This window comes from Streptomyces viridiviolaceus (assembly GCF_014650995.1).
Classification (GTDB): Bacteria; Actinomycetota; Actinomycetes; order Streptomycetales; family Streptomycetaceae; genus Streptomyces; species Streptomyces viridiviolaceus.
In genome coordinates this window covers 315,612-342,138 of sequence record NZ_BMWA01000004.1, presented here as the reverse complement: position 1 = coordinate 342,138, position 26,527 = coordinate 315,612, and the positions used below count along the sequence as shown (strand labels likewise).

At 73.5% G+C, this 26,527-nt stretch carries 21 protein-coding genes, 4 tRNA genes and 1 other RNA gene; 11 read left to right on the top strand and 15 right to left on the bottom strand.

Going from position 1 to position 26,527, the window contains the following annotated elements; all coding sequences use genetic code 11:
- Nucleotides 1-6 precede the first annotated feature (6 nt).
- The 4 genes from IE260_RS07555 to purS form a co-directional block, all read right to left on the bottom strand.
- The gene (locus tag IE260_RS07555) at nucleotides 7-1,212 is read right to left on the bottom strand and encodes a hypothetical protein (RefSeq protein ID WP_229880496.1); all 1,206 of its coding nucleotides are present in this window, start codon (nucleotides 1,210-1,212) and stop codon (nucleotides 7-9) included.
- 135 nt (nucleotides 1,213-1,347) lie between these two features.
- Complete coding sequence (gene purL, locus IE260_RS07550) at nucleotides 1,348-3,606, bottom strand: phosphoribosylformylglycinamidine synthase subunit PurL (RefSeq protein ID WP_189869679.1); 2,259 nt, start codon at nucleotides 3,604-3,606, stop codon at nucleotides 1,348-1,350.
- On the bottom strand, nucleotides 3,603-4,283 hold the full coding sequence (gene purQ, locus IE260_RS07545; RefSeq protein ID WP_189869678.1) for a phosphoribosylformylglycinamidine synthase subunit PurQ: 681 nt from the start codon (nucleotides 4,281-4,283) through the stop codon (nucleotides 3,603-3,605). The genes purL and purQ overlap by 4 nt, the downstream gene beginning before the upstream one ends.
- Nucleotides 4,280-4,543, bottom strand: coding sequence for a phosphoribosylformylglycinamidine synthase subunit PurS (purS, locus tag IE260_RS07540; protein WP_189869677.1), 264 nt, complete (start codon nucleotides 4,541-4,543; stop codon nucleotides 4,280-4,282). Before purS ends, purQ begins: the two co-directional genes overlap by 4 nt.
- 340 nt (nucleotides 4,544-4,883) lie before the next feature.
- On the opposite strand from purS, the gene IE260_RS07535 reads away from it, so the two are divergent.
- The 8 genes from IE260_RS07535 to IE260_RS07500 all read left to right on the top strand — a co-directional run bounded on the left by IE260_RS07535 (nucleotide 4,884) and on the right by IE260_RS07500 (nucleotide 9,481).
- On the top strand, nucleotides 4,884-5,201 hold the full coding sequence (locus tag IE260_RS07535) for a histone-like nucleoid-structuring protein Lsr2 (protein WP_188184373.1): 318 nt from the start codon (nucleotides 4,884-4,886) through the stop codon (nucleotides 5,199-5,201).
- A 156-nt stretch (nucleotides 5,202-5,357) separates the two neighbouring features.
- Nucleotides 5,358-5,429: transfer RNA gene (locus tag IE260_RS07530), tRNA-Gly, on the top strand.
- Nucleotides 5,430-5,509: 80 nt separating this feature from the next.
- Nucleotides 5,510-5,582 (top strand) — tRNA-Gly (locus IE260_RS07525).
- 131 nt (nucleotides 5,583-5,713) lie between these two features.
- Complete coding sequence (locus IE260_RS07520; protein ID WP_189869676.1) at nucleotides 5,714-6,682, top strand: ABC transporter ATP-binding protein; 969 nt, start codon at nucleotides 5,714-5,716, stop codon at nucleotides 6,680-6,682.
- Nucleotides 6,679-7,494 carry an ABC transporter permease gene (locus IE260_RS07515; protein ID WP_189869675.1) on the top strand — a complete coding sequence of 272 codons (816 nt, stop codon included), beginning with the start codon at nucleotides 6,679-6,681 and terminating at the stop codon, nucleotides 7,492-7,494. The genes IE260_RS07520 and IE260_RS07515 overlap by 4 nt, the downstream gene beginning before the upstream one ends.
- Before the next feature lie 29 nt (nucleotides 7,495-7,523).
- Complete coding sequence (locus IE260_RS07510; protein ID WP_189869733.1) at nucleotides 7,524-8,774, top strand: sensor histidine kinase; 1,251 nt, start codon at nucleotides 7,524-7,526, stop codon at nucleotides 8,772-8,774.
- Nucleotides 8,771-9,385: a response regulator transcription factor gene (locus IE260_RS07505; protein WP_189869674.1), complete on the top strand. Its 615-nt coding sequence runs from the start codon at nucleotides 8,771-8,773 to the stop codon at nucleotides 9,383-9,385. Before IE260_RS07510 ends, IE260_RS07505 begins: the two co-directional genes overlap by 4 nt.
- Before the next feature lie 23 nt (nucleotides 9,386-9,408).
- Nucleotides 9,409-9,481: transfer RNA gene (locus IE260_RS07500), tRNA-Gly, on the top strand.
- Nucleotides 9,482-9,539: 58 nt separating this feature from the next.
- On the opposite strand, the gene IE260_RS07495 is transcribed toward IE260_RS07500, so the two are convergent.
- From IE260_RS07495 to ffs, 6 genes are all read right to left on the bottom strand, one after another.
- Complete coding sequence (locus IE260_RS07495) at nucleotides 9,540-10,448, bottom strand: phosphoribosylaminoimidazolesuccinocarboxamide synthase (RefSeq protein WP_189869673.1); 909 nt, start codon at nucleotides 10,446-10,448, stop codon at nucleotides 9,540-9,542.
- Between the two features lie 88 nt (nucleotides 10,449-10,536).
- Nucleotides 10,537-12,045 carry a N,N-dimethylformamidase beta subunit family domain-containing protein gene (locus tag IE260_RS07490; RefSeq protein WP_189869672.1) on the bottom strand — a complete coding sequence of 503 codons (1,509 nt, stop codon included), beginning with the start codon at nucleotides 12,043-12,045 and terminating at the stop codon, nucleotides 10,537-10,539.
- Nucleotides 12,046-12,267: 222 nt separating this feature from the next.
- Nucleotides 12,268-14,118, bottom strand: coding sequence for a M48 family metalloprotease (locus IE260_RS07485; protein ID WP_189869732.1), 1,851 nt, complete (start codon nucleotides 14,116-14,118; stop codon nucleotides 12,268-12,270).
- 308 nt (nucleotides 14,119-14,426) lie between these two features.
- Nucleotides 14,427-15,680 (bottom strand): phosphoribosylamine--glycine ligase, encoded by a 1,254-nt coding sequence (gene purD / locus IE260_RS07480; RefSeq protein WP_189869671.1) that lies wholly within the window; start codon nucleotides 15,678-15,680, stop codon nucleotides 14,427-14,429.
- 142 nt (nucleotides 15,681-15,822) lie between these two features.
- Nucleotides 15,823-18,129 (bottom strand): DNA polymerase III subunit gamma and tau, encoded by a 2,307-nt coding sequence (locus IE260_RS07475; RefSeq protein ID WP_189869670.1) that lies wholly within the window; start codon nucleotides 18,127-18,129, stop codon nucleotides 15,823-15,825.
- A 73-nt stretch (nucleotides 18,130-18,202) separates the two neighbouring features.
- An RNA gene (gene ffs / locus IE260_RS07470) (signal recognition particle sRNA small type) lies at nucleotides 18,203-18,297 on the bottom strand.
- Nucleotides 18,298-18,370: 73 nt separating this feature from the next.
- Between ffs and IE260_RS07465 the strand changes: the two genes are divergently transcribed.
- Nucleotides 18,371-18,455, top strand: a tRNA-Ser gene (locus IE260_RS07465).
- A 74-nt stretch (nucleotides 18,456-18,529) separates the two neighbouring features.
- Here the strand turns inward: IE260_RS07465 and IE260_RS07460 are convergent.
- The 5 genes from IE260_RS07460 to IE260_RS07440 all read right to left on the bottom strand — a co-directional run bounded on the left by IE260_RS07460 (nucleotide 18,530) and on the right by IE260_RS07440 (nucleotide 24,460).
- Entirely contained in the window at nucleotides 18,530-20,356 is a 1,827-nt protein-coding gene (locus IE260_RS07460) for a copper resistance CopC/CopD family protein (RefSeq protein ID WP_189869669.1), read from the bottom strand.
- A gap of 178 nt (nucleotides 20,357-20,534) precedes the next feature.
- Nucleotides 20,535-21,311 (bottom strand): SDR family NAD(P)-dependent oxidoreductase, encoded by a 777-nt coding sequence (locus IE260_RS07455; protein WP_189869668.1) that lies wholly within the window; start codon nucleotides 21,309-21,311, stop codon nucleotides 20,535-20,537.
- Nucleotides 21,308-21,787 (bottom strand): cupin domain-containing protein, encoded by a 480-nt coding sequence (locus IE260_RS07450; protein WP_189869731.1) that lies wholly within the window; start codon nucleotides 21,785-21,787, stop codon nucleotides 21,308-21,310. Before IE260_RS07450 ends, IE260_RS07455 begins: the two co-directional genes overlap by 4 nt.
- 5 nt (nucleotides 21,788-21,792) lie before the next feature.
- Complete coding sequence (locus tag IE260_RS07445) at nucleotides 21,793-22,401, bottom strand: GNAT family N-acetyltransferase (RefSeq protein ID WP_189869667.1); 609 nt, start codon at nucleotides 22,399-22,401, stop codon at nucleotides 21,793-21,795.
- Complete coding sequence (locus IE260_RS07440) at nucleotides 22,394-24,460, bottom strand: penicillin acylase family protein (protein ID WP_189869666.1); 2,067 nt, start codon at nucleotides 24,458-24,460, stop codon at nucleotides 22,394-22,396. Before IE260_RS07440 ends, IE260_RS07445 begins: the two co-directional genes overlap by 8 nt.
- Before the next feature lie 82 nt (nucleotides 24,461-24,542).
- Here IE260_RS07440 and IE260_RS07435 point away from each other — a divergent pair, with 82 nt between their 5' ends.
- The gene (locus IE260_RS07435) at nucleotides 24,543-25,268 is read left to right on the top strand and encodes a siderophore-interacting protein (RefSeq protein ID WP_189869665.1); all 726 of its coding nucleotides are present in this window, start codon (nucleotides 24,543-24,545) and stop codon (nucleotides 25,266-25,268) included.
- 24 nt (nucleotides 25,269-25,292) lie between these two features.
- On the top strand, nucleotides 25,293-25,895 hold the full coding sequence (locus tag IE260_RS07430) for an HhH-GPD-type base excision DNA repair protein (protein WP_189869664.1): 603 nt from the start codon (nucleotides 25,293-25,295) through the stop codon (nucleotides 25,893-25,895).
- The last annotated feature ends 632 nt before the right edge of the window (nucleotides 25,896-26,527 follow it).

Below are 26,527 nucleotides of genomic sequence, written 5' to 3'. Positions count from 1 at the left end.
GCGAGCCTAGAGGGCGCGGAAGTCCGAGGTCTTCGGAAATACGACGCCGGTGCAGTGGCGGCGGTCGGTGACGTCGGTGACGTAGGCGCGGAAGACCTTTTCCATCTGCGGGGCGGCCACCCGGTCGTAGCCGAGGCCGAGGGTCATGGTGTGGACCTGCGGCTGTCCGGCGCAGACGGAGGACGCCCACCAGATCGGGTCCTCGGTGCTGCGGCCGGCCCTCCCCGGGGTCGCGGGTTCCGGCACCTCGTCGAGGCTGGTGCTGGTGAGCTGGACGTTCTTCGCGTCCTCGCCGGAGTAGGTGTGCAGGGAGACGAACCACTCGCCGGGGCGGTCGGGGGTGACGGGCAGGTCGCGGTCGTCGGCCTCGGACAGGTAGAGGCCGGTCGCCCGGCCCTCGCTGAGCACGAGTCCGCACCGCTCGTCCCACGCGCGGTCGTCCGTGCGGCTCTCGAGGACCTGGTCCGGGTACCGGTCGTCGCGGGCGAAGCCGGCCTCGCGGTACCAGGCGCAGGTGCCCTCGGCGCGGGAAGCGGGGACGGGTCCCTCGGGCAGGGCGGGGACGTCCGGGGGCGGGTCGGGCAGCCGGCCGGCGCAGCCCAGCCGGCCGGCGAGGTTGTTGGCGGTGATCACTGCGGTCTCGGCGAGCGTGTTCCGGTCGTGGTCGCTGAGCTGGCCGTTCTCCGTGAACGGCGCTCCCGGGTCGTACAGTTCGGCCCGCGCCCACAGGGCTTTGACGGGCCGCCCGTCCGCCTCGCCCCCCGCGCACGGCAGCTGGACGACGACGCCGGAGTCCGTGACGACGCCCGCGATGCCGCCGCCGAGCGGCTGGTTCGGGTAGGTGGGGCCGCCGTACGGGTCGAGGAGGTCTTCCAGCGGGTCGTCCGCGACCTGGGGGGTGCCGGAGGGCAGGACGCCGACCGCGCCGGTGAAGAACCAGCGTTCCCCGCTGTCCGTGCCGTACTTCTCGCCGGCCTCGCTGCTGAAGATCTCGCAGTCCTGCGACGGTCCGTCGGCGAGGTCGATCATGCCCTCGTCGGAGGTGCGGTGGGTGATGGTGCCGCCCGCCGGGGAGAGGGCCAGCACCCGGCCGGCCGGGACGAGGCCGTCGCACGCCTCGTCGATCTGCCGCCGGCCGTCGACGACCTGCCAGATCTCCCGTCCGCTCCAGCCGATCGCCACGACGGCGGCCAGGCACAACAGGACGTTCACGGACGTACGCAAACGGTCCGGTATCTTCACCGCTCCCCCGTTCCCCTCCGGTAGCCCGACGAAGTCAACAGCCCCGCACGGTGGAGGTCCCGCACGTCACCGTGCGGGACCTCCGTCGTCCGTACGCCCGTGCCGTCAGGCCAGCAGCGCCGGGATGGTGGCCTCGTGGGCCTCGCGCAGTTCGGCCAGGGTGAGCGCGAACTCGCCCTGGACCTCCACCGCGTCCCCGTCCACGACACCGATGCGGGTGGCGGGCAGGCCCCGCGCACCGCACATGTCGTTGAAGCGGACCTCCTCCGAACGCGGGACGGCGACGACCGCGCGGCCCGCCGACTCCGAGAACAGGAAGGTGAAGGCGTCGAGGCCGTCGGGAACGACCAGGCGCGCGCCCTTCTGCCCGAGCAGCGCCGACTCCACGACCGCCTGGACCAGACCACCGTCGGACAGGTCGTGCGCGGAGTCGATCATGCCGTCGCGGGAGGCGGAGATCAGGATCTCGCCGAGCAGGCGCTCGCGCTCCAGGTCGACCTTCGGGGGCAGTCCGCCGAGGTGGTCGTGGACGACCTGGGACCAGGCCGAGCCGCCGAACTCCTCGCGGGTGTCGCCGAGGAGGTAGAGCAGCTGGCCCTCCTCCTGGAAGGCGACCGGCGTACGGCGGGCCACGTCGTCGATGACGCCGAGCACCGCCACGACCGGGGTCGGGTGGATGGCGGCCTCGCCGGTCTGGTTGTACAGCGAGACGTTGCCGCCGGTCACCGGGGTGCCGAGCTGCCGGCAGCCGTCCGCCAGACCGCGCACGGCCTCGGCGAACTGCCACATCACCGCCGGGTCCTCGGGCGAGCCGAAGTTCAGGCAGTCGGAGACCGCGAGCGGCTTGGCACCGGTCGTGGCGACGTTGCGGTACGCCTCCGCGAGGGCGAGCTGCGCGCCCGTGTACGGGTCGAGCTTGGCGTACCGGCCGTTGCCGTCCGTGGCGATGGCGACGCCGAGGCCGGTCTCCTCGTCGACGCGGATCATGCCGGAGTCCTCGGGCTGGGCGAGGACGGTGTTGCCCTGCACGAAGTGGTCGTACTGCTGCGTGATCCACTTCTTGGACGCCTGGTTCGGGGACGCGACCAGCTTCAGGACCTGGTCCTTCAGCTCCTCGGAGGTCTCCGGGCGGGGCAGCTTGTTCGCGTCGTCGGCCTGAAGGGCGTCCTGCCACTCCGGGCGGGCGTACGGGCGCTCGTAGACCGGGCCCTCGTGCGCGACCGTGCGCGGGTCCACGTCGACGATCTTGCCGCCGTGCCAGTAGATCTCCAGGCGGTCGCCGTCGGTCACCTCACCGATGACGGTGGCGATGACGTCCCACTTCTCGCAGATCTCCAGGAAGCGGTCGACCTTGCCCGGCTCGACCACCGCGCACATGCGCTCCTGCGACTCGCTCATGAGGATCTCCTCGGGCGAGAGCGTGGAGTCGCGCAGGGGTACGTCGTCCAGGGTGACGCGCATGCCGCCGGAGCCGTTGGAGGCCAGCTCGGACGTGGCGCAGGACAGGCCCGCCGCGCCGAGGTCCTGGATGCCGACGACCAGCTTCTCCTTGAACGCCTCCAGGGTGCACTCGATGAGGAGCTTCTCCTGGAAGGGGTCGCCGACCTGGACGGCGGGGCGCTTGGACGGCTTGGCGTCGTCGAAGGTCTCCGAGGCCAGGATGGAGGCGCCGCCGATGCCGTCGCCGCCGGTGCGGGCCCCGTACAGGATGACCTTGTTGCCGGCGCCGGACGCCTTGGCCAGGTGGATGTCCTCGTGCCGCATGACGCCGATGGCACCGGCGTTGACCAGCGGGTTGCCCTGGTAGCAGGCGTCGAAGACGACCTCGCCGCCGATGTTGGGCAGGCCCAGGCAGTTGCCGTAGCCGCCGATGCCGGCGACGACACCGGGCAGGACGCGCTTGGTGTCGGGGTGGTCGGCGGCGCCGAAGCGCAGCGGGTCCACGACGGCGACCGGGCGGGCGCCCATCGCGATGATGTCGCGGACGATGCCGCCGACGCCGGTCGCGGCGCCCTGGTAGGGCTCCACGTACGACGGGTGGTTGTGGGACTCCACCTTGAAGGTGACCGCGTAGCCCTGGCCGACGTCGACGACACCGGCGTTCTCGCCGATGCCGACGAGCATCGCGTCCGACTCGGGTGCCTTCTCGCCGAACTGGCGGAGGTGGACCTTGGAGGACTTGTACGAGCAGTGCTCGGACCACATCACCGAGTACATGGCGAGCTCGGCCCCGGTGGGCCGGCGGCCGAGGATCTCCACGATCCTCTCGTACTCGTCCTTCTTCAGACCGAGTTCGGCCCAGGGCAGCTCGACGTCGGGGGTCGCGGCCGCGTGCTCGACCGTGTCCAGAGGCGTCCGGCTCATGCGTTGACCAGCTTCTTGAGGATCGAGGTGAAGAACGGGAGGCCGTCGGTGCGGCCGGTGCCGATCAGCGGCTCGACGGCGTGCTCGGGGTGCGGCATCAGGCCGACGACGTTGCCCGCCGCGTTGGTGATGCCGGCGATGTCGTTGAGCGAGCCGTTCGGGTTGACGTCGAGGTAGCGGAACGCGACCCGGCCCTCGGCCTCCAGCTCGTCCAGCGTCCGCCGGTCGGCGACGTACCGGCCGTCCATGTTCTTCAGCGGGATGTGGATCTCCTGGCCGGCGTTGTAGTCGCTGGTCCAGGCGGTGTCCGCGTTCTCCACCCGCAGCTTCTGGTCGCGGCAGATGAAGTGCAGGTGGTCGTTGCCGAGCATCGCGCCGGGCAGCAGGTGGGCCTCGGTGAGGATCTGGAAGCCGTTGCAGATCCCGAGCACCGGCAGACCGGCCTTCGCCTGGTCGATGACGGCGTCCATCACCGGCGAGAAGCGCGCGATGGCGCCGGCCCGCAGATAGTCGCCGTAACTGAAACCGCCGCACAGCACGACGGCGTCGACCTGCTTGAGGTCCTTGTCCTTGTGCCAGAGCGCCACGGGTTCGGCACCGGCGACGCGGATCGCGCGCTGCGAGTCCCGGTCGTCGAGGCTGCCGGGGAAAGTGACGACGCCAATACGAGCGGTCACTTCGCGGCCTCCGCGACTTCCTCCACCTTGACGGTGAAGTCCTCGATCACGGTGTTGGCGAGGAAGGATTCCGCAAGATCGTGGATGCGGGCCAGGACGGCGTCGTCGACCGGTCCGTCCACTTCGAGTTCGAATCGCTTTCCCTGACGTACGTCCGAGATCCCCTCGAAACCCAGCCGCGGCAGTGCGCGCTGCACCGCCTGGCCCTGGGGGTCGAGGATCTCCGGCTTGAGCATGACGTCGACTACGACGCGTGCCACTGGCACTCCCGGTGTGTGGTGCTGAGCAGGTTCCTTCAGACTACCCGCACAAAAATTCTACGCGTGTAGCGTTGTAGGAAAGTACGTGAGCCCTGTCACGATTCGGCATCGGGGGGAGGCCCGTACGAAAAGCTTCGGGAAAGATCCCGGGCCGTACGCGGATGGCTATTGCGCGACGGACACGCCAAGAGATTTAGTCGGGCTTCCCATTGCATTGCCGGGCACTGTACAAATGAAATGTCATTAGCCGATACTTTGCCCAATTACAGGCGAACAGTCGGCATCTTCAGGGCGTCCTGGCACGTCATCGCGGAGATGCCGCACGAAGGGACCGATATTCGTGGCGCAGCGTGTCGTGGTCACTCTCTTTGACGACATCGACGGCTCGGAAGCGGCGGAGACGATCGCCTTCGGAGTCGACGGCAAGATGTACGAGATCGACCTGAACGAAGCCAATGCCAGGAAACTGCGCAAGGCTCTCGAGCCCTACGTGTCGGCCGGCCGCAAGCGGTCGCGGTCGGGCCGGGCGTACCGGCAGACGGAGGTCGCCCCCGATCCCGCGGCGGTCCGCGCGTGGGCCCAGGCGAACAAGATGGACGTGCCCGCACGGGGCCGGATCCCCAAGAAGGTGTACGAGGCGTTCGCCGAGGCGCAGTGAGCGGAAGGCCTGCGGGAAGCGTGCGGATCCGCGGGGAGCGGCCGACGGCCGCTCAGCCGCCCCTCGCGGCAGCCGACTTGCGCAGCACCCCCGGTGATCAGCTAAAGTCTGGAGCACGCCGAGGGGCGAGGCCGAAAGGCCCAGCTCACGGACCGTGCGGGTGTAGTTCAGTAGTAGAACATCCCCCTTCCAGGGGGAAGGCGCAGTGTGCGATTCCTGTCACCCGCTCTGCATCGCCGTACTGACCATGGAAGTGGATCAGGTAGGCTGGTGCTCGCACCGATCGGTGAAGGCCGGTCGGCGGCAATGCGGACGTAGCTCAGTTGGTAGAGCGCAACCTTGCCAAGGTTGAGGTCGCGAGTTCGAGCCTCGTCGTCCGCTCGGGAAAAAGACCCCGGTCCTGATGGACCGGGGTCTTTTCGTGTTCCCGTCGAGCCGCGTCTGACATTTGTCATGCCGAGCGATGACAGCGCGCACTGCTGACGGGCCCGTCGTGCCGGGACGCTTGGGACATGGAAGCGAACGGACACGAACACGTGATTGAGGTCACTGACCTGCGACGTGTGTACGGGGGCGGGTTCGAGGCTGTGCGCGGCATCAGCTTCTCCGTGCGCCGCGGAGAGATCTTCGCGCTGCTCGGCACCAACGGCGCCGGCAAGACGTCCACCGTGGAACTGCTGGAGGGCCTGGCCGCCCCGGCCGGTGGGCGGGTGCGCGTCCTCGGGCACGACCCGTACACCGACCGGGCCGCCGTACGCCCCCGCACCGGCGTGATGCTGCAGGAGGGGGGCTTCCCGTCCGAGCTGACCGTCGCGGAGACGGCGCGGATGTGGGCGGGGTGTGTGAGCGGGGCCCGCCCGCCGGCCGAGGTGCTGGCGCTGGTCGGGCTGGAGTCGAAGGGCGACGTCCGGGTGAAGCAGCTGTCCGGGGGCCAGCGGCGCCGGCTGGACCTGGCACTCGCGCTGCTCGGCGATCCCGAGGTGCTCTTCCTGGACGAGCCCACCACCGGACTGGACGCCGAAGGCCGCCGGGACACCTGGGAGTTGGTGAGTGCTCTGCGTGCCGCCGGTACGACGGTGCTGCTGACCACGCACTACCTGGAAGAGGCCGAGCAGCTCGCGGACCGGCTCGCGATCATGCACGACGGCCGCATCGCCGCCACCGGGACCCCGGCCGAGGTGACCGCCACGCAGCCGTCGCGGATCACCTTCGAGCTGCCCGAGGGCTACTTCGTGGGCGATCTGCCGCCGCTCGCCGAGCTGGGCGTGACCGGGCACGAGACCGACGGCCGGATCATCCGGCTCCGCACCCGTGAACTGCAGCGGGCGGCCACCGGGCTGCTGGTGTGGGCCGAGCGGACCGGGGTGGAACTGCGCCGCCTGGACGTGCGGTCGGCGTCCCTGGAGGAGGCGTTCCTCGGGATCGCGAAGGCGGTCTCCGGCGGGAAGACCGCGCAGACGACGAAGGAGTACGCGGCATGAGCGCCACGAACACCGAGGCGCCCGCGGCGCGCGCCCCGAAGGCGGCGGCGACCACGCCGGTGAGCCGGATGGCGGCCCTCGCCCGTGCCGAGCTGACCCTGCTCGGACGGAGCAAGGGCGCGCTCGTCGCCGGACTGTTCGTGCCGCTGGTGCTGCCCGTCAGCGTGCGGTCGGCGGCCGAGGAGATGGACCTCGCCGAGGCCGGACTGACCATCGGCACCCTCGTACTGCCCGCGGCGATCGGCTTCTCCCTGCTGTTCGCCGTCTACTCCACCCTCGTGGGCGTCTTCGTCGTCCGGCGCGAGGAACTCGTCCTCAAGCGGCTGCGCACCGGCGAGCTGCGGGACACCGAGATCCTGGCCGGCTCGGCGATGCCGGCAGCCGCCACCGGACTGCTGCAGTGCCTGCTGCTGACGGCCGGGTGTGCCGTCCTGCTCGACCTGTCCGCGCCGTCGGCGCCCCATCTGGCCGTCCTCGGCCTGCTGTTGGGGCTCGTGATGTGCGCCGCCCTCGCCGCGGCCACCTCGGGCTTCACCCGGACCGGCGAGAGCGCGCAGGTCACGCCCATGCCACTGCTGCTGGTCTCGATGATCGGCTCCGGCATGTTCGTCCCGCTGGAGCTGCTGCCCGACAAGGTGGCCTCCGTCTGCGAGCTGCTGCCGCTGACGCCCGTCGTCACCCTGGTGCGCGGCGGCTGGACCGGCGACCTGTCGGCGTACGAGGCACTGGGCGCCGTCGCGACGGCGGTGGCCTGGACCGCGGTCGCCGTGTTTGCTGTACGGCGGTGGTTCCGCTGGGAGCCGCGGCGCTGACGTACGAGGAGAACGGGGCAGGCGGGCAGATGCGCAGGCCGGGCGGATGGTGGCGGCGGAAGAGCACGCCGGAGAAGGTGGAGACGTACACACGGTGGTCGTTCCACTTCTTCGGGCTGATCGAGTTCGCCGTGAGTGGATTAACCGCGTACGGCCAGGTGGACGCGCGTCTCGCGAGCGTGCTGTGCCTGCTGGTCGGCGTGCACGCGGCCCTGTGCATGGTGACCGCCTCCCGGGCGCTGGACTGGACGCGGGGCCGGCGGGAGCAGCCCCTGCGGATGCTGTGGGTGCTGGGCGCCGTCACCGCGGTCGTCGCCGTCGGCGCCGTCGCCCTCATGGAGCGGGGCCCGGCGGGCGAGGGGGTCGACAGCGCGGCCGGCGCGGTCTTCGGGGGCGCGCTGACCTTCGGCGCCGGGACCGTGGCGCTGGGCGTGCGCAACCGGCGGCGGGTGATCGCGCTGGTCGGCGGCTTCGCGGTGGGAGCGGGCGCGGTGTCCTTCCCGCTGGGTCGGCCCGGGCTCGCCGCGCTGGCCACGGCGGGCTTCGTCCTGATCGGTTCCGGCTTCCTCGCCTTCACCTCCGTCTTCTCCGTCTGGCTGCTCAACGCCGTCTACGAACTCGACGAGGCCCGCGAGACCCGGACCCGGCTCGCCGTCGCCGAGGAGCGGCTGCGGTTCGGGCGGGACCTGCACGACGTGATGGGCCGGAACCTGGCCGTGATCGCGCTCAAGAGCGAGCTGGCCGTGCAGCTGGCGCGGCGCGGGCGGCCCGAGGCTGTGGAGCAGATGATCGAGGTGCAGCGCATCGCCCAGGAGTCCCAGCGGGAGGTGCGCGATGTGGTGCGCGGCTACCGGGAGGCCGACCTGGAGGTAGAACTCGCCGGTGCTCAGGGAGTGCTGACGGCGGCGGGGATCGAGTGCGAGGTGACCGGCGAGACGTCCGGGCTGCCCGCCGAGGTCCAGTCGGCGCTCGGCTGGGTCGTGCGGGAGGCGACCACGAACGTGCTGCGGCACGGGGACGCGGGGAAGTGTGCCGTGGTGGTGCGGATGTCGAAGGGGCGTGTGGTGCTGACGGTGGAGAACGACGGGGTGGCCGGCACGTCCGGGGCGGTCGGGACGGGCAGCGCCTCCGGTGCGGGTGGCTCGGGTCTGGCCGGGCTGCGGGAGCGGCTGTCCGCGGTGGGCGGGACGCTGGAGGCCGGCTGCGTCGGCAAGGGCGTGTTCCGGCTGGTCGCGGAGGTGCCGCTGACCGCCGAGCCGGTGCTGGAGGTGGCCTCGTGACGGAGGTCGTCCGTGTCCTGCTCGCCGACGACGAGCACCTGATCCGTGGGGCGCTGGCCGCCCTGCTGTCCCTGGAGGACGACCTGGTCGTGGTCGCCGAGGCGGCCACCGGGCCGGAGGCGCTGGCGATGGCGCGGGCGCACGCCCCCGACGTCGCCGTACTGGATCTGCAGATGCCCGGCGCCGACGGTGTGAAGGTCGCCACATCCCTGCGGGCCGAACTGCCCGGTTGCCGGGTGCTGATCGTGACGAGTCACGGACGGCCCGGACATCTGAAGCGGGCGCTCGCGGCGGGGGTGCGGGGGTTCGTGCCCAAGACGGTCAGCGCACAGCGGCTCGCCGAGCTCATCCGCACGGTGCACGCCGGAAACCGCTACGTCGACCCCGAGTTGGCCGCCGACGCGATCTCCGCCGGGGACTCGCCGCTGACCGCGCGGGAGGCGGAGGTGCTGGAACTCGCCGCCGACGGGGCGCCCGTCGCGGAGATCGCCGAGCGTGCCGCGCTCGCGGAGGGCACGGTACGCAACTACCTGTCGTCGGCCGCGACCAAGCTCGGGGCGGAGAACCGGCATGCGGCGGTGCGTCTCGCTCGGGAGCGGGGTTGGGTATAGTTGCTTTCGCGCAACGGCGCACTGCGGACGTAGCTCAGTTGGTAGAGCGCAACCTTGCCAAGGTTGAGGTCGCGAGTTCGAGCCTCGTCGTCCGCTCCGTGTGAAGAAGCCCCCGGTCTCGGCCGGGGGCTTTTTCGTGTCCGGATCAGGCTTCCTAGGACCAGCTCAGGCCGGTCAGCCGCTCGTACGCCTCCACGTACTTGGCGCGGGTGGCCTCCACGACCTGCGGGGGCAGCGGCGGCGGGGGCTGCTCGCTCTTGCGGTCCCAGCCGGACTCCGCCGAGGTCAGCCAGTCCCGGACGAACTGCTTGTCGTACGACGGCTGCGCGCGGCCCGGCTGCCACTGGTCGGCCGGCCAGAAGCGGGAGGAGTCGGGGGTGAGGACCTCGTCGGCGAGTACCAGGTTCTCGTTCTGCTCGCCCTCGAAGCCGAACTCGAACTTGGTGTCCGCGAGGATGATCCCGCGGTCGCGGGCGATGTCCCGGGCGCGGGAGTAGACGGCGAGGGTGGCCTGGCGCAGCCGGGCCGCGGTGTCCGCGCCGACCTGGCGGGCGACCTCTTCGTAGGAGACGTTCTCGTCGTGCTCGCCGACCTCGGCCTTGGTGGCCGGGGTGAAGATCGGGGCGGGCAGCTCGGAGCCGTCGACGAGGCCCTCGGGGAGGGCGAGACCGCAGACGGTGCGGGACTCCTGGTACTCGGCCAGCCCCGAGCCGGTGAGGTAGCCGCGGGCCACGCACTCCACGGGGACCATCCGCAGGGACTTGCAGACCAGCGCCCGGCCCTGCCAGTCGGCGGGGGCGCCGGCGGGCAGCTCGGTGCTCAGGACGTGGTTGGGGGCCAGGTCGGCGAGCTGCTCGAACCACCACAGGGAGAGCTGGGTGAGGATCCGGCCCTTGTCGGGGATCTCGGTCGGCAGCACCCAGTCGTAGGCGGAGATGCGGTCGCTGGCGACCATCACGAGGTCGCCCGCCTCGTTCCGGTACAGCTCGCGCACCTTGCCGGTGTGCAGATGCACCAGGCCCGGAACCTGGATCGGCTCGGGCTTTTCGACGAATCCGGACACGGTTCCTCCCCGTGGTTCTGTCCAATGGCTCGATTCTCCCGTATGCCCGGTCGGTCGAGGGACAGGGGGTCGGTGGCGGCCGGTCCGGTCAGTCGCGTTTGCAGATGCGGTCCAGGAGGTTGGCGGTGGCGCGCTGGATGCGCGGGTCGACGTGGCCGGGGCGGTCCAGGGCCGGGGACCAGGCGAACGTTCCGGATGCGAAGACCCAGGCGCCCGACGAGGCCCGGTACAGGGACGTCTCCTGGTGGCGCCGGACGCCGTCGGCGTCGGTGTACGGGGAGTGGGCCAGCAGGACGCGCTCGTCGTGCTCCGGGAGCGGCGTGCGCGGGAAGTAGCGGTCGGCCTCGCCCGCGACCATGTCCTCGATCCCGTCGCCCTCGTGCGCCCCGGTGGCCTCCCACAGCCAGTGGTCGGCGTTGCGGACGATCAGCGGGTGCGGTTCCGGGACGCGGCCCGCGTACTGGATGCCGATCAGCTGCTGCTCGGCCCGGTCGATCTCCCGCCACAGCACCGGCCGGCCCGGCCCCTGGCGCTTGCGGCAGGTCAGCAGGCGGTCGGGGACACCGGACGGGGAGGGGCCCAGTTCCACCTGCCAGTACATGGTGTTGGCGGAGAGGAAGACCAGGGACGTCCCGTGCTCGCGGGCGAGTTCGGTGGTGCGGCGCATGGCGGCGGACCAGTACTCGTCGTGGCCGGGGAAGACCAGGCCGCGGTAGCGGCTCGGGTCGACGCGGCCGGAGTGCAGGTCGCGGGCGTCGGCGTAGGCGAGGTCGTAGCCGTAGCGCTCGGCGAAGCGGATGAAGTCGTAGGCGTGGCCGACGTGGAGGGGGAGGCCGGCTCCCGCGTACGGCCGGTCGAAGGAGACGGTCGTCGCGGCGTCGGCCTCGCCCAGCAGCCGGCCCTCCTCGTCCCAGGCGTGGTAGAGGCTGGCGCCGGTGCGGCCGTCCTCCGGGTAGAGGTTGTACGCCTGCCAGGTGATGTCCGGCAGGAGGAGGAGCAGGTCGGCCGGGTGGCTGTCGCGGACGGTGAAGGGGACGTGGGACCGGTAGCCGTCGGCGGTGGTGAGCACGGCGACGTACGCGCCGATGTTCCAGTACGACGGGATCTGCAGCCGCCAGGACAGCCACCAGTGGTGGCAGGAGACCGTGCGGTCTGCGGTGAGCGGCGGGGGCTGGACGATGCCGGACAGGCGGGGACTGGTGGTGATCTTCGTGGCGCCGTCACCGCCGTAATGGCCGATCCGGTACACGTCGACGGCGAACTCCTGGGGCGGGTCGACGGTGATGTGGAAGTCGATGGCCTCGCCGGGTGCGGCGGCTCCGGTGGCGGTGAAGCCCTTGATCTGGCGGTGCACGTCGTCGGCGGCGCGCGGGCCTCCGCCGGAGCGCCGCTCGGGGTTCGTGCGGGGCTTAGCCCGCGGGTCGCGGGCGGGGTCGTGCGCCGGGTCCGGGTCCACGTACCAGGGGACGACCTGGCCGGTGTCCCCGAAGTACGTCTCGCCGCCTCGCAGCCAGGGGACGGGTCCCTGTCCGAAGGGGTCCGTCACGGCGTGCGCGAGTGCTCCGGACTCCCAGCGGCGGATCTGCTCGGACGCCATGGGACATCCCCTCCCTCGTGCCCCCGTGGTCGTGCGTATGACGTACGCCTTTGCCATGTGCGCGATCGGTCCCAGCACATCACATTTCGCGCGCGAGCTGTCACTGTTCGTTGCGAAGTGACCGAAAGAGGAAGCGGAGGATCCGATTCAGGGATCTCGGAGGTCGTGGGCTCGGGGGTCCACGCAGTCGGTGTCCGTGCGACCTCCGGGGTCGGGGGCTTCTCAGACCAGGCGTACCGGCTTCTCCGGGCGTATGCCGAGCTCGGTCAGCCAGGCGCGCAAGGGGGCCGGGTCGCCGCTCTCGACGAGGCTGCGGACGCGGGGGCCCAGATCCGCCGCCCGTTCGCCGTTGACCAGGAGCGAGGGGCCGTCGAGCCAGTCCAGGCCGGGGGACGCGCCTGCCGTGTCCATCGCCGCGCAGCACACCATCGCCGTGATGTGGTCGGTGAGGATCTCGCGGCCGGTGCGCGGGGACTGCAGGGGGAACAGGGGGAGCACCCGGTCGTCCCACAGGGCGGTGTCCGGGCCGGCCGCTGCGACGGGGGACACGGCGGGGGCCGCGGCAGGGGTGGAGGGCCCGGCGGTCTCGGCCTCCTCGCGGGCCAGCTGGGCGCTGAGCCCGGCGGCGAGGGCGGCGCCGCGGGGGGTGGTGCCGGCGAGATCGTCGTCGTGATCGGCGTGGTGCTGTCCGGGGTGCCCGTGGTCGCCGTCGGGAATCGGACCGTCCTCGCGGGTACCCTGCTCGGCCGCACCGGTCGTGCCGTGCGCTGCCGGGCGCGGGTCGGTGGTGGAAGCGGACAGGTCCGTGAGGTGGTCCAGGACGCGGGCCAGGGTGGGGCCGTCGGATCCCGGCGCGGCCGTTTCGGCGGTGCGGCGGACGCCCAGGGTGTCCAGGACGCGGTGGAGGCGTGCCGCGTTCGTGCGCCAGGTCCGGTCGACGACCTCCTCCGGGTACTCGTCCCACTCCACCGGCGACCAGTCCGGGCCGGACTCGGCCGGCCCTCCGTGGAAGAGGCGGGCGGCGAGCAGGGAGACCGCCCCGTCCACGAGGCCGGGCTCCTCCAGCAGGTCGCAGGCGGGGCGCTCGCCCAGACGGGAGGCGAAACCCTCGGCCAGCCGGTCCCGGCGGGACAGCTCCGTGAGCGCCGCGACGACGCCGACGTCCAGCCGGGAGGGCCAGCGGCCCATCCGCCAGGCGGGCAGCGCCACCCGGGTCAGCAACCGGTCCCAGCCCGCGTACGCCAGGCCGACCTGTTCCTGGGCGACGATCCGCAGACCGTAGTCCACAGCCTGTGCACGCTCGGCGGCCGCCGCCGCGACACCCCGCTCCATCTCGGCGGCATGACCCCGGCAGCTGCGCAGCAGGAGCCGGGACACCCAGCCCAGGCCCACGCACACCGCGCGGGACAGCGGGCAGCGGCCGCCCGCCGAGGCCACGGCCACCGCGGCGTCCAGGCCCTGCACGAAGCGCCGGGCGGAGGCTATGTCGGGGTGCGCCGACGGTCCCGTACCGGCGACGACCGGGGCGAGGACCGCGCGCAGTTCGCCCACGCGCATCCACCACAGGAAGGGTGAGCCGATGACGAGGACCGGCGCGGCCTCGGACCGGCGGTGCGGCGATCCGCCCACGCCCGCCACGTCGTCGTGCCGCTCCGGCGGCGGGGGCGCGTGCGCCCGGTGGGTGCGGTCCTCCAGCCAGCTGTCGCAGTCCGGCGTGAGTGCTATCGCCGAGGGTGCGGGGACGTCCAGCCGGTCGGCCAGGTCGCGCACCATCCGGTACAGATCCGGCGCCGACTCCTCGGCGATCGGGACCGTCGGGGTCATGGCCGGGCGGGCGCGGACGACGACGAGGGCCACACCGACGGCGGCGAGCAGGACGAGCAGACCGACGACCGACACGGACCAGCGGGCGGCGTCCCAGCCGCCGCCCACGAGATGGCCGGTGGAGCCGCCCACGAGCAGGACCACGGCGGCGGCAGCGGGCAGCAGCGCGACGGCCAGCGCCCGGCTGCGGATCCGCAGCACGGCCAACGCCCGGGAACGCGCGGCCTGCGCGCCCACCTCCACACCCATACCGGTCACGACCGGACCTCACCCCCTCCTGGCTGTCCTTGGCTGTCCTGGTGCTCTCCTGGCGGTGCTCACTCCCCCACTGTGGCACCCGCCACTGACATCGCAATATCGGTGGGCCAAGTGCCGGAACGCTTGCGCGGCACCCTAGTTGGGGCCCGCGCACCCGTCAGCCGTATGGCGCATTGGTCACTCGATGGAATGGCTTTGGGGAAAGGTGGATGACGGACAGCAAGGGTCAGGCCCCGGTTCCTGAGACGGAGCCGGGGCCTGTCGGGTTCGCTGCGGAGGGGACCTTCTCCTGGCTCGGGCTACGCGCCCGCCGCCGCCTTCGCCGCGATGTCCGTACGGTGCTGGGAGCCGTCGAGGCCGATGCGGCCGACGGCCCGGTAGGCGCGTTCGCGGGCCTCGGTGAGGTCCTTGCCGGTGGCCGTGACGGACAGCACGCGGCCGCCGGCGCTGACCACGGCGTCGCCCTCGCGCCGGGTGCCGGCGTGCAGGACGTAGGCGTGCGGGGCGTCCTCGGCGGCCACCTCGTCGAGGCCGGTGATCGGATCGCCGGTGCGGGGGGTGCCGGGGTAGTTGTGCGAGGCGACGACCACGGTGACGGCCGCGTCCTCGCTCCAGCGCAGGGGCTCCAGGGGGGCGAGGTTGCCGGTGGCGGCGGCCATCAGCAGGCCGGCCAGCGGGGTCCGCAGCCGGGCCAGCACCACCTGGGTCTCGGGGTCGCCGAAACGGGCGTTGAACTCGATCACGCGGACGCCGCGGGACGTGATCGCGAGACCGGCGTAGAGGAGGCCGGAGAACGGGGTGCCGCGGCGGCGCATCTCGTCGACGGTCGGCTGGAGCACGGTCTCCACGACCTCGTCGACGAGCTTGGGGTCGGCCCACGGCAGCGGCGAGTAGGCGCCCATGCCGCCGGTGTTCGGGCCCTCGTCGCCGTCGAGGGCACGCTTGAAGTCCTGGGCGGGCTGGAGTGGACGGACGTTCTCGCCGTCGGTGATGGCGAAGAGGGAGACCTCGGGGCCGTCGAGGTACTCCTCGATGACGACCCGCTCACAGGCACGCGCGTGCGCCCGGGCGGCCTCGATGTCACCGGTGACGACGACACCCTTGCCGGCGGCCAGCCCGTCGTCCTTGACGACGTAGGGGGCGCCGAAGGCGTCGAGTGCCGCGTCGACCTCCTCGGCAGTCGTGCAGACGTACGAGCGTGCCGTGGGCACCCCGGCGTGTGCCATGACGTCCTTGGCGAAGGCCTTGGAGCCCTCGAGCTGCGCGGCCTTCCCGGAGGGGCCGAAGACCGGGATGCCCGCCTCGCGCACGGCGTCGGCGACCCCGGCGACGAGGGGTGCCTCCGGCCCGACGACGACCAGGTCGGCGCCCAGCTCCGTGGCCAGCGCGGACACGGCCGCGCCGTCGAGGGCGTCGACCGGGTGCAGCTCGGCGACCTCGGCGATGCCGGCGTTGCCGGGGGCGCAGTGCAGCGCGGTGACGTCGGGGTCGAGGGACAGGGAACGGCACAGGGCGTGTTCGCGGGCGCCGCCGCCGATGACGAGGACCTTCACGGGGGTCAGCCTAACGGGAGCGCGGCCGTCTGGTTTGTGCGGGCTTCCGAGCCGAGGGGCGCCGGGGGTTTGTGGCTTCCTCCAGCCGGGCCCGGGAGCGGTGCCGAAGGGCGGGCGGGAGGCGCGGCCCCGCCTGTCCGGGCTACTCGTGCGCGATCTCCTCGACCACGGTCGCTCCGAGCTCCCGCACCAGCAGTTCCTGGCCGGACAGGGCCGACTCGTCGAGGTCGGGGTCGTCGTCCTCGGGGATGTCGTCCTCCGGGGAGACCGGGGGCGGCGGCTCGGGTGCCGGGGACGCGGGTGCGGGGGCGGCGGCCGGCGCGGGGGCGACGGCCGACGGGGCCGCGGGCGGGGCCGAGGGCGTGGGCGCCGCGGGCGCGGGCGACGCCGGGCGCGGGGCGGGCGTACCGCCCCCGTTGCCGGGGCCGCCGAAACCGCCACCGGCGTTGTTCGCGTAACCGCCGCTGCCGGAACCGCCGTAGCCGCCGGAGGGGCCGGCGGGGGGCGGTGCCGAACCGCCGGAGGGGTCGACGACCGCCTCGATCTTCCACTGCACGTTGAACTGCTCGGTCAGGGCCTGCCGCAGTACGTCCTCGCTGCCGCTGCTCAGGAAGTTGTCACGAGCGCCGGCGTTGACGAAGCCGAGCTGGAGCGACGTGCCGTCGAAGCCGGTCACCTGGGCGTTCTGGCTGAGCAGGATCCAGGTGAACCTGCGGCGGTTCTTGACCGCCTCCAGGATGTTGGGCCAGATCGAGCGGGGGTCCAGGCCGCCGCTCGCGGGCGCGGGGGCAGCGGCGGGTCCGGGCGCGGCCGGAGCAGCCGGAGGGGAGGCGGCGGGGGCCGGCGCCTGGGACTGCCCGCCGCCCGCGGGAGCCGCAGTGGGCCACCCTCCGGGACGCCGCCCGCCACCCGCGGAGGCGGCGGTGGGCCAGGCACCCGGCGCGGGCGCGGAGGTGGGTGCGGGCGCGGAGGTGGGTGCGGGCGCGGGAGCCGGTGCGGGCGCGGGGGCAGGTGCAGGGGCATCGGTGCCGGGCTGCGGGGCGGGCGCGGCAGGACCGGCGGGAGCACCGGGGGACGCGCTCGAGGGCCCCCCGGAAGGCACGCCCGCCCCGGCCGCCGGGGCACCGGCAGCCGGACCCCCGGCACCCGGCGCCGTCCGTACCGCCGCACGTGCCGCGGCCGGCCCGCCCCCCGGCGGAACCGGAGCGGCGGCCGCACCGGAGGCACCCGCGTGGGCGTCGGGCCCGGGAACGTACGCCATCGCGGGGGCGCCCGCGCCCGGGGAGAACTGCACGCCGCGCTCGATCCGGTCCAGACGGGCCATCACCGAGCGCTCGTCGCCGTACGCGGCGGGCAGCAGCACGCGCGCGCAGATCAGCTCCAGCTGGAGGCGGGGCGAGGTGGCGCCGCGCATCTCGGTGAGCCCCTCGTTGACCAGGTCGGCGGCGCGGCTCAGCTCGGCGGCGCCGAAGGACCGCGCCTGTTCCTGCATCCGCTCCACGACGTCGGCCGGGGCGTCGATGAGCCCCTTCTCCGCCGCGTCGGGCACGGCGGCGAGGATGACCAGGTCGCGGAGCCGCTCCAGCAGGTCGGCGACGAAGCGCCGCGGGTCGTTGCCGCCCTCGATCACCCGGTCGACGACCTCGAAGGCCGCGGAACCGTCGCCCGACGCGAACGACTCGACCACGGAGTCGAGCAGCGAGCCGTCGGTGTAGCCGAGCAGGGCGGTCGCCATGGCGTACGTCACACCGTCGGCGCCCGCGCCCGCAAGCAGCTGGTCCATGACGGACATGGAGTCACGGACGGACCCGGCGCCGGCCCGCACCACCAGCGGCAGCACGCCGTCCTCGACCGGGATGTCCTCCTTCTGGCACACCTCGCCGAGGTAGTCCCGCAGGGTGCCGGGCGGCACGAGCCGGAAGGGGTAGTGGTGGGTGCGCGACCGGATGGTCCCGATGACCTTCTCGGGTTCGGTGGTCGCGAAGATGAACTTCAGATGCTCCGGAGGCTCCTCGACCACCTTGAGCAGGGCGTTGAATCCCTGCGGGGTGACCATGTGGGCCTCGTCGATGATGTAGATCTTGTACCGGCTGTGCGCCGGGCCGAAGAACGCCTTCTCGCGCAGGTCACGGGCGTCGTCCACACCACCGTGCGAGGCCGCGTCGATCTCGATGACGTCGATCGAACCCGGCCCGTTCCTGGCGAGGTCCCGGCAGGACTGGCACTCGCCGCACGGCGTCGGGGTGGGACCCTGCTCACAGTTCAGGCACCGGGCCAGGATCCGGGCGCTCGTCGTCTTCCCGCACCCGCGCGGACCGCTGAACAGGTACGCGTGATTGACCCGGTTGTTCCGCAGCGCCTGCTGCAGCGGGTCGGTGACATGCCCCTGCCCGATGACCTCGGCGAAGGACTCCGGGCGGTAACGGCGGTACAACGCGAGAGACGACACGCATACGAGGTTATAGGCGCCCACTGACAAACCGGCCCGCGTCGAACGGGGCGCTCCTCACAGCCCCGGGCACGCAAACGCCCCCCACGCACCCGCCAGAGCCAACCTACCCTTGCTGCCTTCCGGCCCTGGGGGAGTTCAGTCAGATAGCGCCGCGTGAGGGGCTGCGCTCAGCGTACCCGATTCCGGGAGCTCGGAACGAGTTCGCGAGCACCCTCTGCCGTCATGTAATGTTTCCGGCGGAGGATTCGCCTAGAGGCCTAGGGCGCACGCTTGGAAAGCGTGTTGGGGGCAACCCCTCACGAGTTCGAATCTCGTATCCTCCGCCGGTTCAGAGGGCCGACCCGAAAGGGTCGGCCCTCTGGCGTTTCCGGCCCCGGTCCGCCGGACCGGGCCTCGGCTAGGGAGCGATCCGCACTTTTCTCGACTCGCTCACCTGGTCCACCTCCGAGACCCGGACCGTCGCCTTCATCGTCCAGGTTCCGGGGAGGGGGAGGGTGACGGAGTTGGCGCTCCAGTAGCCGCCCCGGTCGACGAGTTCCGCCCCGATGGGGCCGATGCCGCGGTCGGGGAGGGTGAAGGAGAGACGCAGTTCGGGAACGGCGGCCAGGCCGCCGTCGGCGCCGAAGACCACGGCCTGCACGGCGTTGTCGCCGGTGCGGCCGGGGTCGAGGGTGATCTGGACCGTGCCCCGGCCGCCGGGGGTGCCGACGTCGAAGGGGATCGTGGTGACGGACGCGGGCAGCACACCGCCCGCCGGGGCGGGCCCGGCCGCCTCGGCCGCCGCCCGGGCCGGCGGCGTGCCGGTGAGCACGGTCGTGATCACGAGGACGGCGGCCGCGATGACGGCCTCGGCCAGTACCGAACGGCGCAGGGCCCGGCGGTGGGCGTCTTCCGGCGCGGGCTCGGGGACGGGGGTCTGCGGGGACGGGTCCGCGAGCGGTGGCGGGCCGGCGCCCACCGGTTCGGGGACGGGGGTCTGCGGGGAGGGCTCCGGGAGCGGCGGGGGGCCGGCGCCCACCGGTTCGGGCACCCGCTCGTGTTCGCGTACGACCGTTTCCGCGTCCGCCGTCACCAGGCGCGCCGTCCACCGCCGTGAGAGGGCGGCCGCCGCCAGCAGCAGAACCACCGCGGCCAGTTTGGCGAGCAGCAGCCTGCCGTACGTCGTGCCGGTGAGCGCGGACCAGGAGCCGAGGCCGCGCCAGGACTGGTAGACGCCCGTGACCACCAGGACGGTCACGGAGGTGAAGGCGAGGCGCGAGAAGCGGGCGACCACGGCGGCGGGCGTGGGCCGGCGCAGGGTCACGAGGAGGGCGGCGAGTCCGCCGAGCCAGACCGCCGTCGCCAGCAGGTGCAGTGCGGTGGACGCCATGGCGAGGGGCACCTGGATCCCGGCGGAGGCGTGCTCGGCCGCGGCCCAGGTCAGGGCCAGACCGACGGCCAGGGCGAGACCCGGCGCGGCGGCGTACGGGGTGAGGCCGTCACGGCGCGGCAGGCGGGCCGCGCGGGCCAGGAAGACCCGGGTCACCATGAGCAGTCCCAGCCTGACCAGCAGCAGCGCACCCGGCCGGGAGGTGAGCGTGCCGCCGAACGCCTCCGGGTCGAGCGCCGCCGCCGGTCCGCTCCCCGCCTCGTACGGGGCGCGCAGCACCAGCAGCGCGAGGGTGGCCGCCAGCAGGGTCCACCAGCCCGCCACCAGGAGGCGGCGCAGCGGGGCGGGTTCCGGCGGGCGGCACAGGGCGACGAAGGACGCCGTGCCGATGAGCAGGGCGGCGGCGAGGTGGGCGAGGTACCGGGCGAGCTTGTGGAGGCTGCCGGTGAGCGGGTCCTCGGTGGGGCCGGGGTCCACCACCGCGGTCGTCGCGGAGGGCCTGCCCACGGAAAAGGTGAAGGCACCGGAGACCGGGTGGCTGTCGGCCGAGATCACCCGCCAGGCCACGGTGTAGGTGCCCTCGCCGAGCTTTCCCCGCAGGGTGACGCGGGCCGTGTCGGAGCGGCCGTCGGCCCGCCCGGCCTCTCCGGTCTCCACCCGGTGACCGCCCGGGTCCAGGACGCGGAAGGAGTCGTCGCGCAGGCCGACGGTCTCGGTGAAGGTCAGGGTGACGCTGCGCGGGGCCTGCCGGAGGACGGTGCCGTCCCCGGGGTCGGTGGCGGTGAGGGCGGCGTGCGCCGAGGCCGGTCCCACGCCGCCGAGGAGGAGCAGGACCAGCACGACTCCCAGCAGCACCAGCCGCTGGACTCCCCGCCGCCCCGGTCGCACCGGGGCTCCACCGCGCGCACCGTCACGCCTCACGTCGCTTCTCCGTCGTCGGGACCCACCGCCTCGACGGGTACGTACGGACGCGAGCGCCGTGGCGCTCACCAGGACGGCGACCGCGCTCAGGACAGCCGCAGCGCCGCACCGCTCACCACGACGGCCGCGCCGACACCCCGCCGTCCACCACCAGGTCGTGGCCCGTGATCCAGGACGCCAGCCGCGACGCCAGGAACACGCACGCGTCGCCCACGTCCTCCGGGCGGCCCAGCCGGCCCGTGGGTGCCGCCGCCTCCCAGCGCCGCACGCCCTCCGGCCACGCCCCGGTCAGTCCCTCCCGGTCGATCAGCCCGGGCGAGACGGTGTTGACGCGGACGCCCCACGGGCCGTACTCCAGCGCCGCGGCACGGGCGTGCATCACGACCGCCGCCTTCGAGGCGGAGTAGTGGGCGTGGGCGGGGGCGGGCGCGCTCGCCTCGATCGAGGCGATGTGGGTGATCGTGCCGCCGCCGTCCTGCGACCGCATGATCCCGGCCGCTGCCTGGGTGCAGGCGAAGACGCTCGACAGGTTGGTGTCCACCACCGCCCGCCACTCGGCGGCCGTCATCGCGGCCAGTTCCCGCACCGGCTGCACGCCCGCGTTGTTCACCAGCGCCGTCAGCCGTCCCCCGCCCCAGTCGGCGGCCTCCTCGGCCAGGCGCCGGCAGGCGTCCTCGTCGGTGAGGTCGGCGCGCAGCACGACGGCCCGTCCGCCCCGCTCGCGCACTCGCGCCGCCACGTCGCGTGCCGCCTCCACCGCCGTACGGCAGTGCACCGCGACCGCCGCGCCCTCTTCGGCGAAGCGCAGGGCGATGCCCCGGCCGATGCCGCCGCCCGCGCCGGTGACCAGGGCGACCTGGCCGTCCAGCAGCCCGGTGTACCGATTCATGGACGGCACAGTGCCACGATCCGCCGGGCCTGGTCCGGATAGCGAGCCGTGAGGCCGGCCGCGTCGCCGTGCTCGTAGTCCTCGTAGGTGAAGCCGGGCGCCATCGTGCAGCCGAAGAAGGTCCACGCGCCGCCCGCCGCGACCCGTCCGCCCATCCAGGTGCCGGCCGGGACGGTGAGCTGGACGTGCTGGCCGCCCAGCACGTCCGGTCCCAGCACGGCCGTGCGGGCGGTGCCGTCGGGGGCGAGGAGCAGCAGCTCCAGCGGGTCGCCGAGGTAGTGGTGCCAGATCTCGTCGGCGGGCAGGCGGTGCAGCGCGGAGAAGTCGCCCGGCCGGGCGGTCAGCAGGGCGACGATGGCCGAGCCCTCCGGGCGCCCGTCGGGGCGCTCCGGACCGGCCCAGGTGCGCCGGAACAGGCCGCCCTCGCGGGGGATGGGCTCCAGCCCGTAGTGCGCGACGAGGTCCTCTGGGGTCACCGAAGTCACCCGGGGAAGGCTACCTCCCGGGTGAGGAAGGCCAGTTGGGCCTTCTTCTCGGGCAGGTACACGTCGGGCAGGTCGACCTCCGGCAGGACGACCGCCGGGCCCGCGGTGAAGCCCTGCTTCAGGAAGCGGGCGACGGCCTTGTCGTTGCGGACGTCCGGGTCGACCACGATCCGCCTGCGGTCCAGGCCGATCAGGACGTACGTCGTGATGACGGCCGCCAGTCCGGAGGTCCAGCCGGATCGCGCGCCCTGCGCTCCGGCGGGAGCGAGCAGCAGGTGGACGCCGATGTCGCCGGGCTGTGCCGCGTAGCACTCGCTCACCCGGTCGGCTTCGGGTTCGTAGGTCTGCAGCAGGGCGACCGGTACGCCGTCCATGACCAGCAGGAAGGCGTGGTGGGTGTCGAGCGTGTCCATGTGGGCGTAGATCCCGGCGACCTGATCCTGCGTGAGGCCGTTCATGCCCCAGAAGGAGGCCCTGTCCTCGCTCACCCAGCGGTGGACGACCTCGGCGTCCGCGGCGGCGTCGAGGGGCAGGACGCGCACGGTGCCGAAGCCGTCGAGCGCCTGCTCGTGGACGGACTCGCGGGTGGCGTACGGGTCAGACATCGGTCTCCTTCTGCAGACGGGCGAAGTCGGTGACGACGGGGACGAGTTCGCCCCGGTGCCACAGGGGGAGCTGGTCGCGGTGGTGGGCGGAGCCGGGGACGCCCGAGGCGCCGAAGGGGACGACCCAGCCGCTGTCCTCGCGGTCGGCGAGGTCCCAGACGTACCGGGCGGCCGGCCCGCGCGCCGCGAGGTCGGTGAGTCCGGGCACGGCGGAGGTGCACAGCACGCAGTCGTGGTCGCCGGCCAGTGCGGGCTCGTCGTGGGAGGCGTCCGGGAGCGCCCGCCACGGTGCGAGGCGGTGGGTGTCGCCCCAGGTGCCGGTGGGCCCGGACGCGGCCACCTCCTCCAACGCCGTGCGGACGGCCTCCGCGCGGTCGATGCCGTACAGGTCCGGTGCCTTGAGCAGGTGTTCGAGGGCGTAGCCGATGCGCGGCGCGAGCGCGAGCCAGGGCAGGAAGACCTCGGGATACGCGGGCGGTACGCGCAGCGCGGCGAACGCCGGGTGGGCCGTCAGCCCGCGTACGAGCGCGCTGCGCACCGCCGCGTACGCCGCCGCGTCCGCGCTGTCGGCGTCCATCCGGCGGTCCCAGGCGAGGAGCCGGTCGCGGAGCGCGGCGGCCTCGGGGGTCAGGTCCGCCAGGCCGGCGAGGCGGTCCAGCAGGGGGGCGGCGGAGGCCAGGTGGGTGTCCATGTGGATCGCGGGCATGTCGGCGGCCGACCAGCGGTCCTTCCGGGCCAGCAGGGCGGCGATGCGGTCGGCGCGGTGCGGCGGGGCGAACTCGACGCCGAGCGGGGTGGCCGGGCCGCGCTGGTTGGCCATCACGGCGATCCCGTCGGTCAGTGCGGCGCGGGGCGTCTCGTGCCGGCCCGTCCAGTCGTGGCCGGGCTCCCACGCGGGCACCAGCCGGGTGCCGTTGGCGTCGGCGCGCACCGGCACCCGTCCCGCGACCCGGTGCAGCAGCCCGCCCTCGGTGTCGGCGGCCTGCACCACGTTGACCGGCTCGGCCCAGGCGTCCAGGGCGCGGTCCACGTCGGCGACCCGGCGGGCCCGCAGCAGCGGCAGCAGGGCGCCGAACCCGAGGTCGGCGGTGACACGGGGCGGGTAGCGCAGGCTGAGCGCGGTCGGGGTGCCGTCGTCCAGGCCCTCGGGGCCGCCGGCGATCACCGGGCCCCGGTCGGTCTCGATGACCTCGACCTCGACGGCCTCCTCCCCCGCGACGCGGACCAGCTCGGTGTGCCGGGCGGCACGGTGCCAGGTGCCGTCGGGGCCGAGGGCCTCCACGCCGGCGCCGGTGCGGCGCAGTCGTTCCCGGTAGAGGTCCTGGTAGTCGGCCATGGCGTTGGTGATGGCCCAGGCGACCGTGCCGGTGTGGCCGAAGTGGGCGATGCCGGGGACGCCGGGCACGGCGAGGCCGACGACGTCGAACTCGGGGCAGGACAGGTGGATCTGCTGGTAGACGCCGGGGTCCTCGATGAAGCGGTGCGGGTCGCCCGCGATGACCGCCCGGCCGGTCACGGTCCGCGCGCCGCTCACCAGCCAGCCGTTGCTGCCGGCGGTGCCGGGCCCGTCGGTGGCGAACAGGGCGACGGCGTCCGGGCCGAGGTGTTCGGTGACGTGGTCGCGCCAGAGCTTGGCCGGGAAGCCGGCGAAGAGGATGTGGGTGGCCAGCCAGATGCCGAGCGGGGTCCAGGGCTCCCAGCGGCCGGGGGCGAGGCCGACGCGCGCGAACTCCGGGGCGGCGCACTCCGCGAGGCCCTCGTTCACGCCGTCGACGTAGGCCCGGACCCAGTCGGCGGTCTCCGGGTCCTGTTCCTCCAGGGCGGCGAAGCAGCGGCGGGCGGTGTCGGCGAGGCGGGCCCGGCGGGCGAAACGGTCCCAGGGCAGGGCCTCGTGGCCGAGGAAGGCGGCCGAGGTGCCCTGGGCGCGGTGCCGCTCGACCTCCAGCTGCCAGGCCCGGTCGCGGGCGGTGACGCGGCCCTGGGCGCGCGCGAGTTCACCCACGCTGTCCGCGCGCAGGTGCGGGATTCCCCAGGCGTCGCGGTATATCTCGGCGCTCACCCCTGTGCCTCTACTTTCCTTTAGGTTAGGCTCACCTAAGTCGAACTACGTGGCCGAATAGTACGTGAAGGGTGAAGAAACGATGGGGCAGGGGCGGGGTTGGGAAGGCGCGGTCCTCAAGCTGATGCGCGCGAAGGACTTCGAGTTCACCGTGACGGGCGGCGAGGACGTCACCCCCACCTTCCGGCGGCTCCACCTCACCGACGGCGGCATGCTGGCCGCCACCGGCGTGCATCCCACGATGTGGGTGCGGCTGTGGTTCGAGAACGCGGGCAAGCCCCACCAGCGGGCCTACACGCTGGTCGACCCCGACCCGGCGGCCGGCACCTTCAGTATGGAGTTCGCGCTGCACGAGGGGTGCGCCAGCGACTGGGCCCGGGCCGCGAAGCCCGGCGACACCATCGAGGCGACCGTCCAGGGCACCGGCTTCCAGCCCCCCGAGCCGGCTCCCTCCCACGTGTTCGCCGTCGCCGACCCGGCGTCCCTGCCCGCCCTCAACTCCCTCCTCGGGGCGCTGGACGAGGCCCCGGCGACGGTCTGGTTCGAGGGCGGCGCCGACGACGGCCTGCCCTTCCGCACCGACCCCGCCCGGCACGAGATCCGCACGGTCGAGCGCCGTGACGCGGGTGCCCACCTGGTCGCGCAGGTGAAGGAAGCCCTGCCCGAGCTGCTGGGGTCCACCCCTGACCCGTACGTCTGGATCGCCTGCGACACGGCCACGACCCGGGCCCTCGCCTCGTACGTCCGCAAGGAGCTGGGCCTGCCCAAGCAGCGGGTGAACGCGCTGGGGTACTGGCGCGCGGCCTGAGCGCCCACGCGCGATCATCGGGGCATGGACGTCACTCTTCACCTCGCCCAGGACCCCGAGGCCGACGAACTCCTCGGCCGCAGTCCGCTCGCCGCCCTGGTCGGCATGCTGCTGGACCAGCAGATCCCGATGGAGTGGGCGTTCAAGGGACCGTCGACCATCGCCCGGCGCATGGGCGCGGAGGACCTGGACGCGCACGACATCGCCGCCCACGACCCGGAGGCGTTCGCCGCGCTGCTGGCCGAGAAGCCCGCCGTGCACCGTTACCCGGGCTCGATGGCCGGACGCGTCCAGCAGCTGTGCCGGTACCTCGTCGAGACGTACGACGGTGACGCCGAGGCCGTCTGGCGGGGCGTCGGCGACGGCAGGGAACTGCTGCGCCGGCTCCAGGAACTGCCGGGCTTCGGCAAGCAGAAGGCGCAGATCTTCCTCGCCCTGCTGGGCAAGCAGCTCGGCGTCCGCCCGGAGGGCTGGCGGGAGGCGGCCGGTGACTACGGCGCGCCCAAGGCCTTCCGCTCCGTCGCCGACATCACCGGGCCCGAGTCGCTGGCCAAGGTGCGGGCGCACAAGCAGGAGATGAAGGCCGCGGCCAAGGCCGCGAAGGCGGCGAAGCCGACGGACAAGTAACCGCACACGGCCCGCCCACGCCCCTGCCACGCCCCGGCCTCGGCCGGCCGCCCCGGTCGGCGTTCGCCCGGGGCGACCTGACACCGGGGCGTCCCGGCTCCGTCCGCGGGCGACCTGACACCGGGGCGTCCCGGCTCCGTCCGCGTCCGGCCGGGGCGGGCGGAGGAGACGCGGGCCGGCGGAGCCCGGCCCGGTCGGGCCCCGCCGCCCCGAGGACACCCGTTCCGGTCAGGTCCCGCCGGGTCCGCCCCTGCCCCGGCCCTGCCGGCCGCCCGGGTCGGTCCGGGCCCGGCCGGCGCGGTCCGAGTCGCGCCGGTCCGCCGGACCGGGCCGCGCCCGGCCGAACCGCACCAGCCCCCTCGGCCCCGTCCGCCGAATGGAACCCGACCCTGGCGTCCCAAGCCTCGCCGGCCCGCCGAACCAGGGCCGCGCCCGGCCGGAACCAGCCCCGCTCAGCCCACGCCCGCCACATCCCACTCGGCAGCCCCAAGCCCGCCCGGACCGCCGAACCGGGGCCGCGCCCAGTCCACACCCGCCACCCTCGAACCCGACCCGGCCGCTCCAAGCCGCACCGATCCGGCGAACCAAGGCCGCGCCCAGTCCAACCGACCAGTCCCCCTCGACCCACGCCC

What these genes read in the sequence shown, in the direction of transcription:
- purL (WP_189869679.1), bottom strand. Translation starts at nt 3,606, where the DNA reads ATGAGCCGGACGCCTCTGGACACGGTCGAGCACGCGGCCGCGACCCCC.
- IE260_RS07430 (WP_189869664.1), top strand. Translation starts at nt 25,293, where the DNA reads ATGGACGTCACTCTTCACCTCGCCCAGGACCCCGAGGCCGACGAACTC.
- IE260_RS07455 (WP_189869668.1), bottom strand. Translation starts at nt 21,311, where the DNA reads ATGAATCGGTACACCGGGCTGCTGGACGGCCAGGTCGCCCTGGTCACC.
- IE260_RS07445 (WP_189869667.1), bottom strand. Translation starts at nt 22,401, where the DNA reads ATGTCTGACCCGTACGCCACCCGCGAGTCCGTCCACGAGCAGGCGCTC.
- IE260_RS07435 (WP_189869665.1), top strand. Translation starts at nt 24,543, where the DNA reads ATGGGGCAGGGGCGGGGTTGGGAAGGCGCGGTCCTCAAGCTGATGCGC.
- IE260_RS07490 (WP_189869672.1), bottom strand. Translation starts at nt 12,045, where the DNA reads ATGGCGTCCGAGCAGATCCGCCGCTGGGAGTCCGGAGCACTCGCGCAC.
- IE260_RS07515 (WP_189869675.1), top strand. Translation starts at nt 6,679, where the DNA reads ATGAGCGCCACGAACACCGAGGCGCCCGCGGCGCGCGCCCCGAAGGCG.
- IE260_RS07520 (WP_189869676.1), top strand. Translation starts at nt 5,714, where the DNA reads ATGGAAGCGAACGGACACGAACACGTGATTGAGGTCACTGACCTGCGA.
- IE260_RS07485 (WP_189869732.1), bottom strand. Translation starts at nt 14,118, where the DNA reads ATGGGTGTGGAGGTGGGCGCGCAGGCCGCGCGTTCCCGGGCGTTGGCC.
- IE260_RS07510 (WP_189869733.1), top strand. Translation starts at nt 7,524, where the DNA reads ATGCGCAGGCCGGGCGGATGGTGGCGGCGGAAGAGCACGCCGGAGAAG.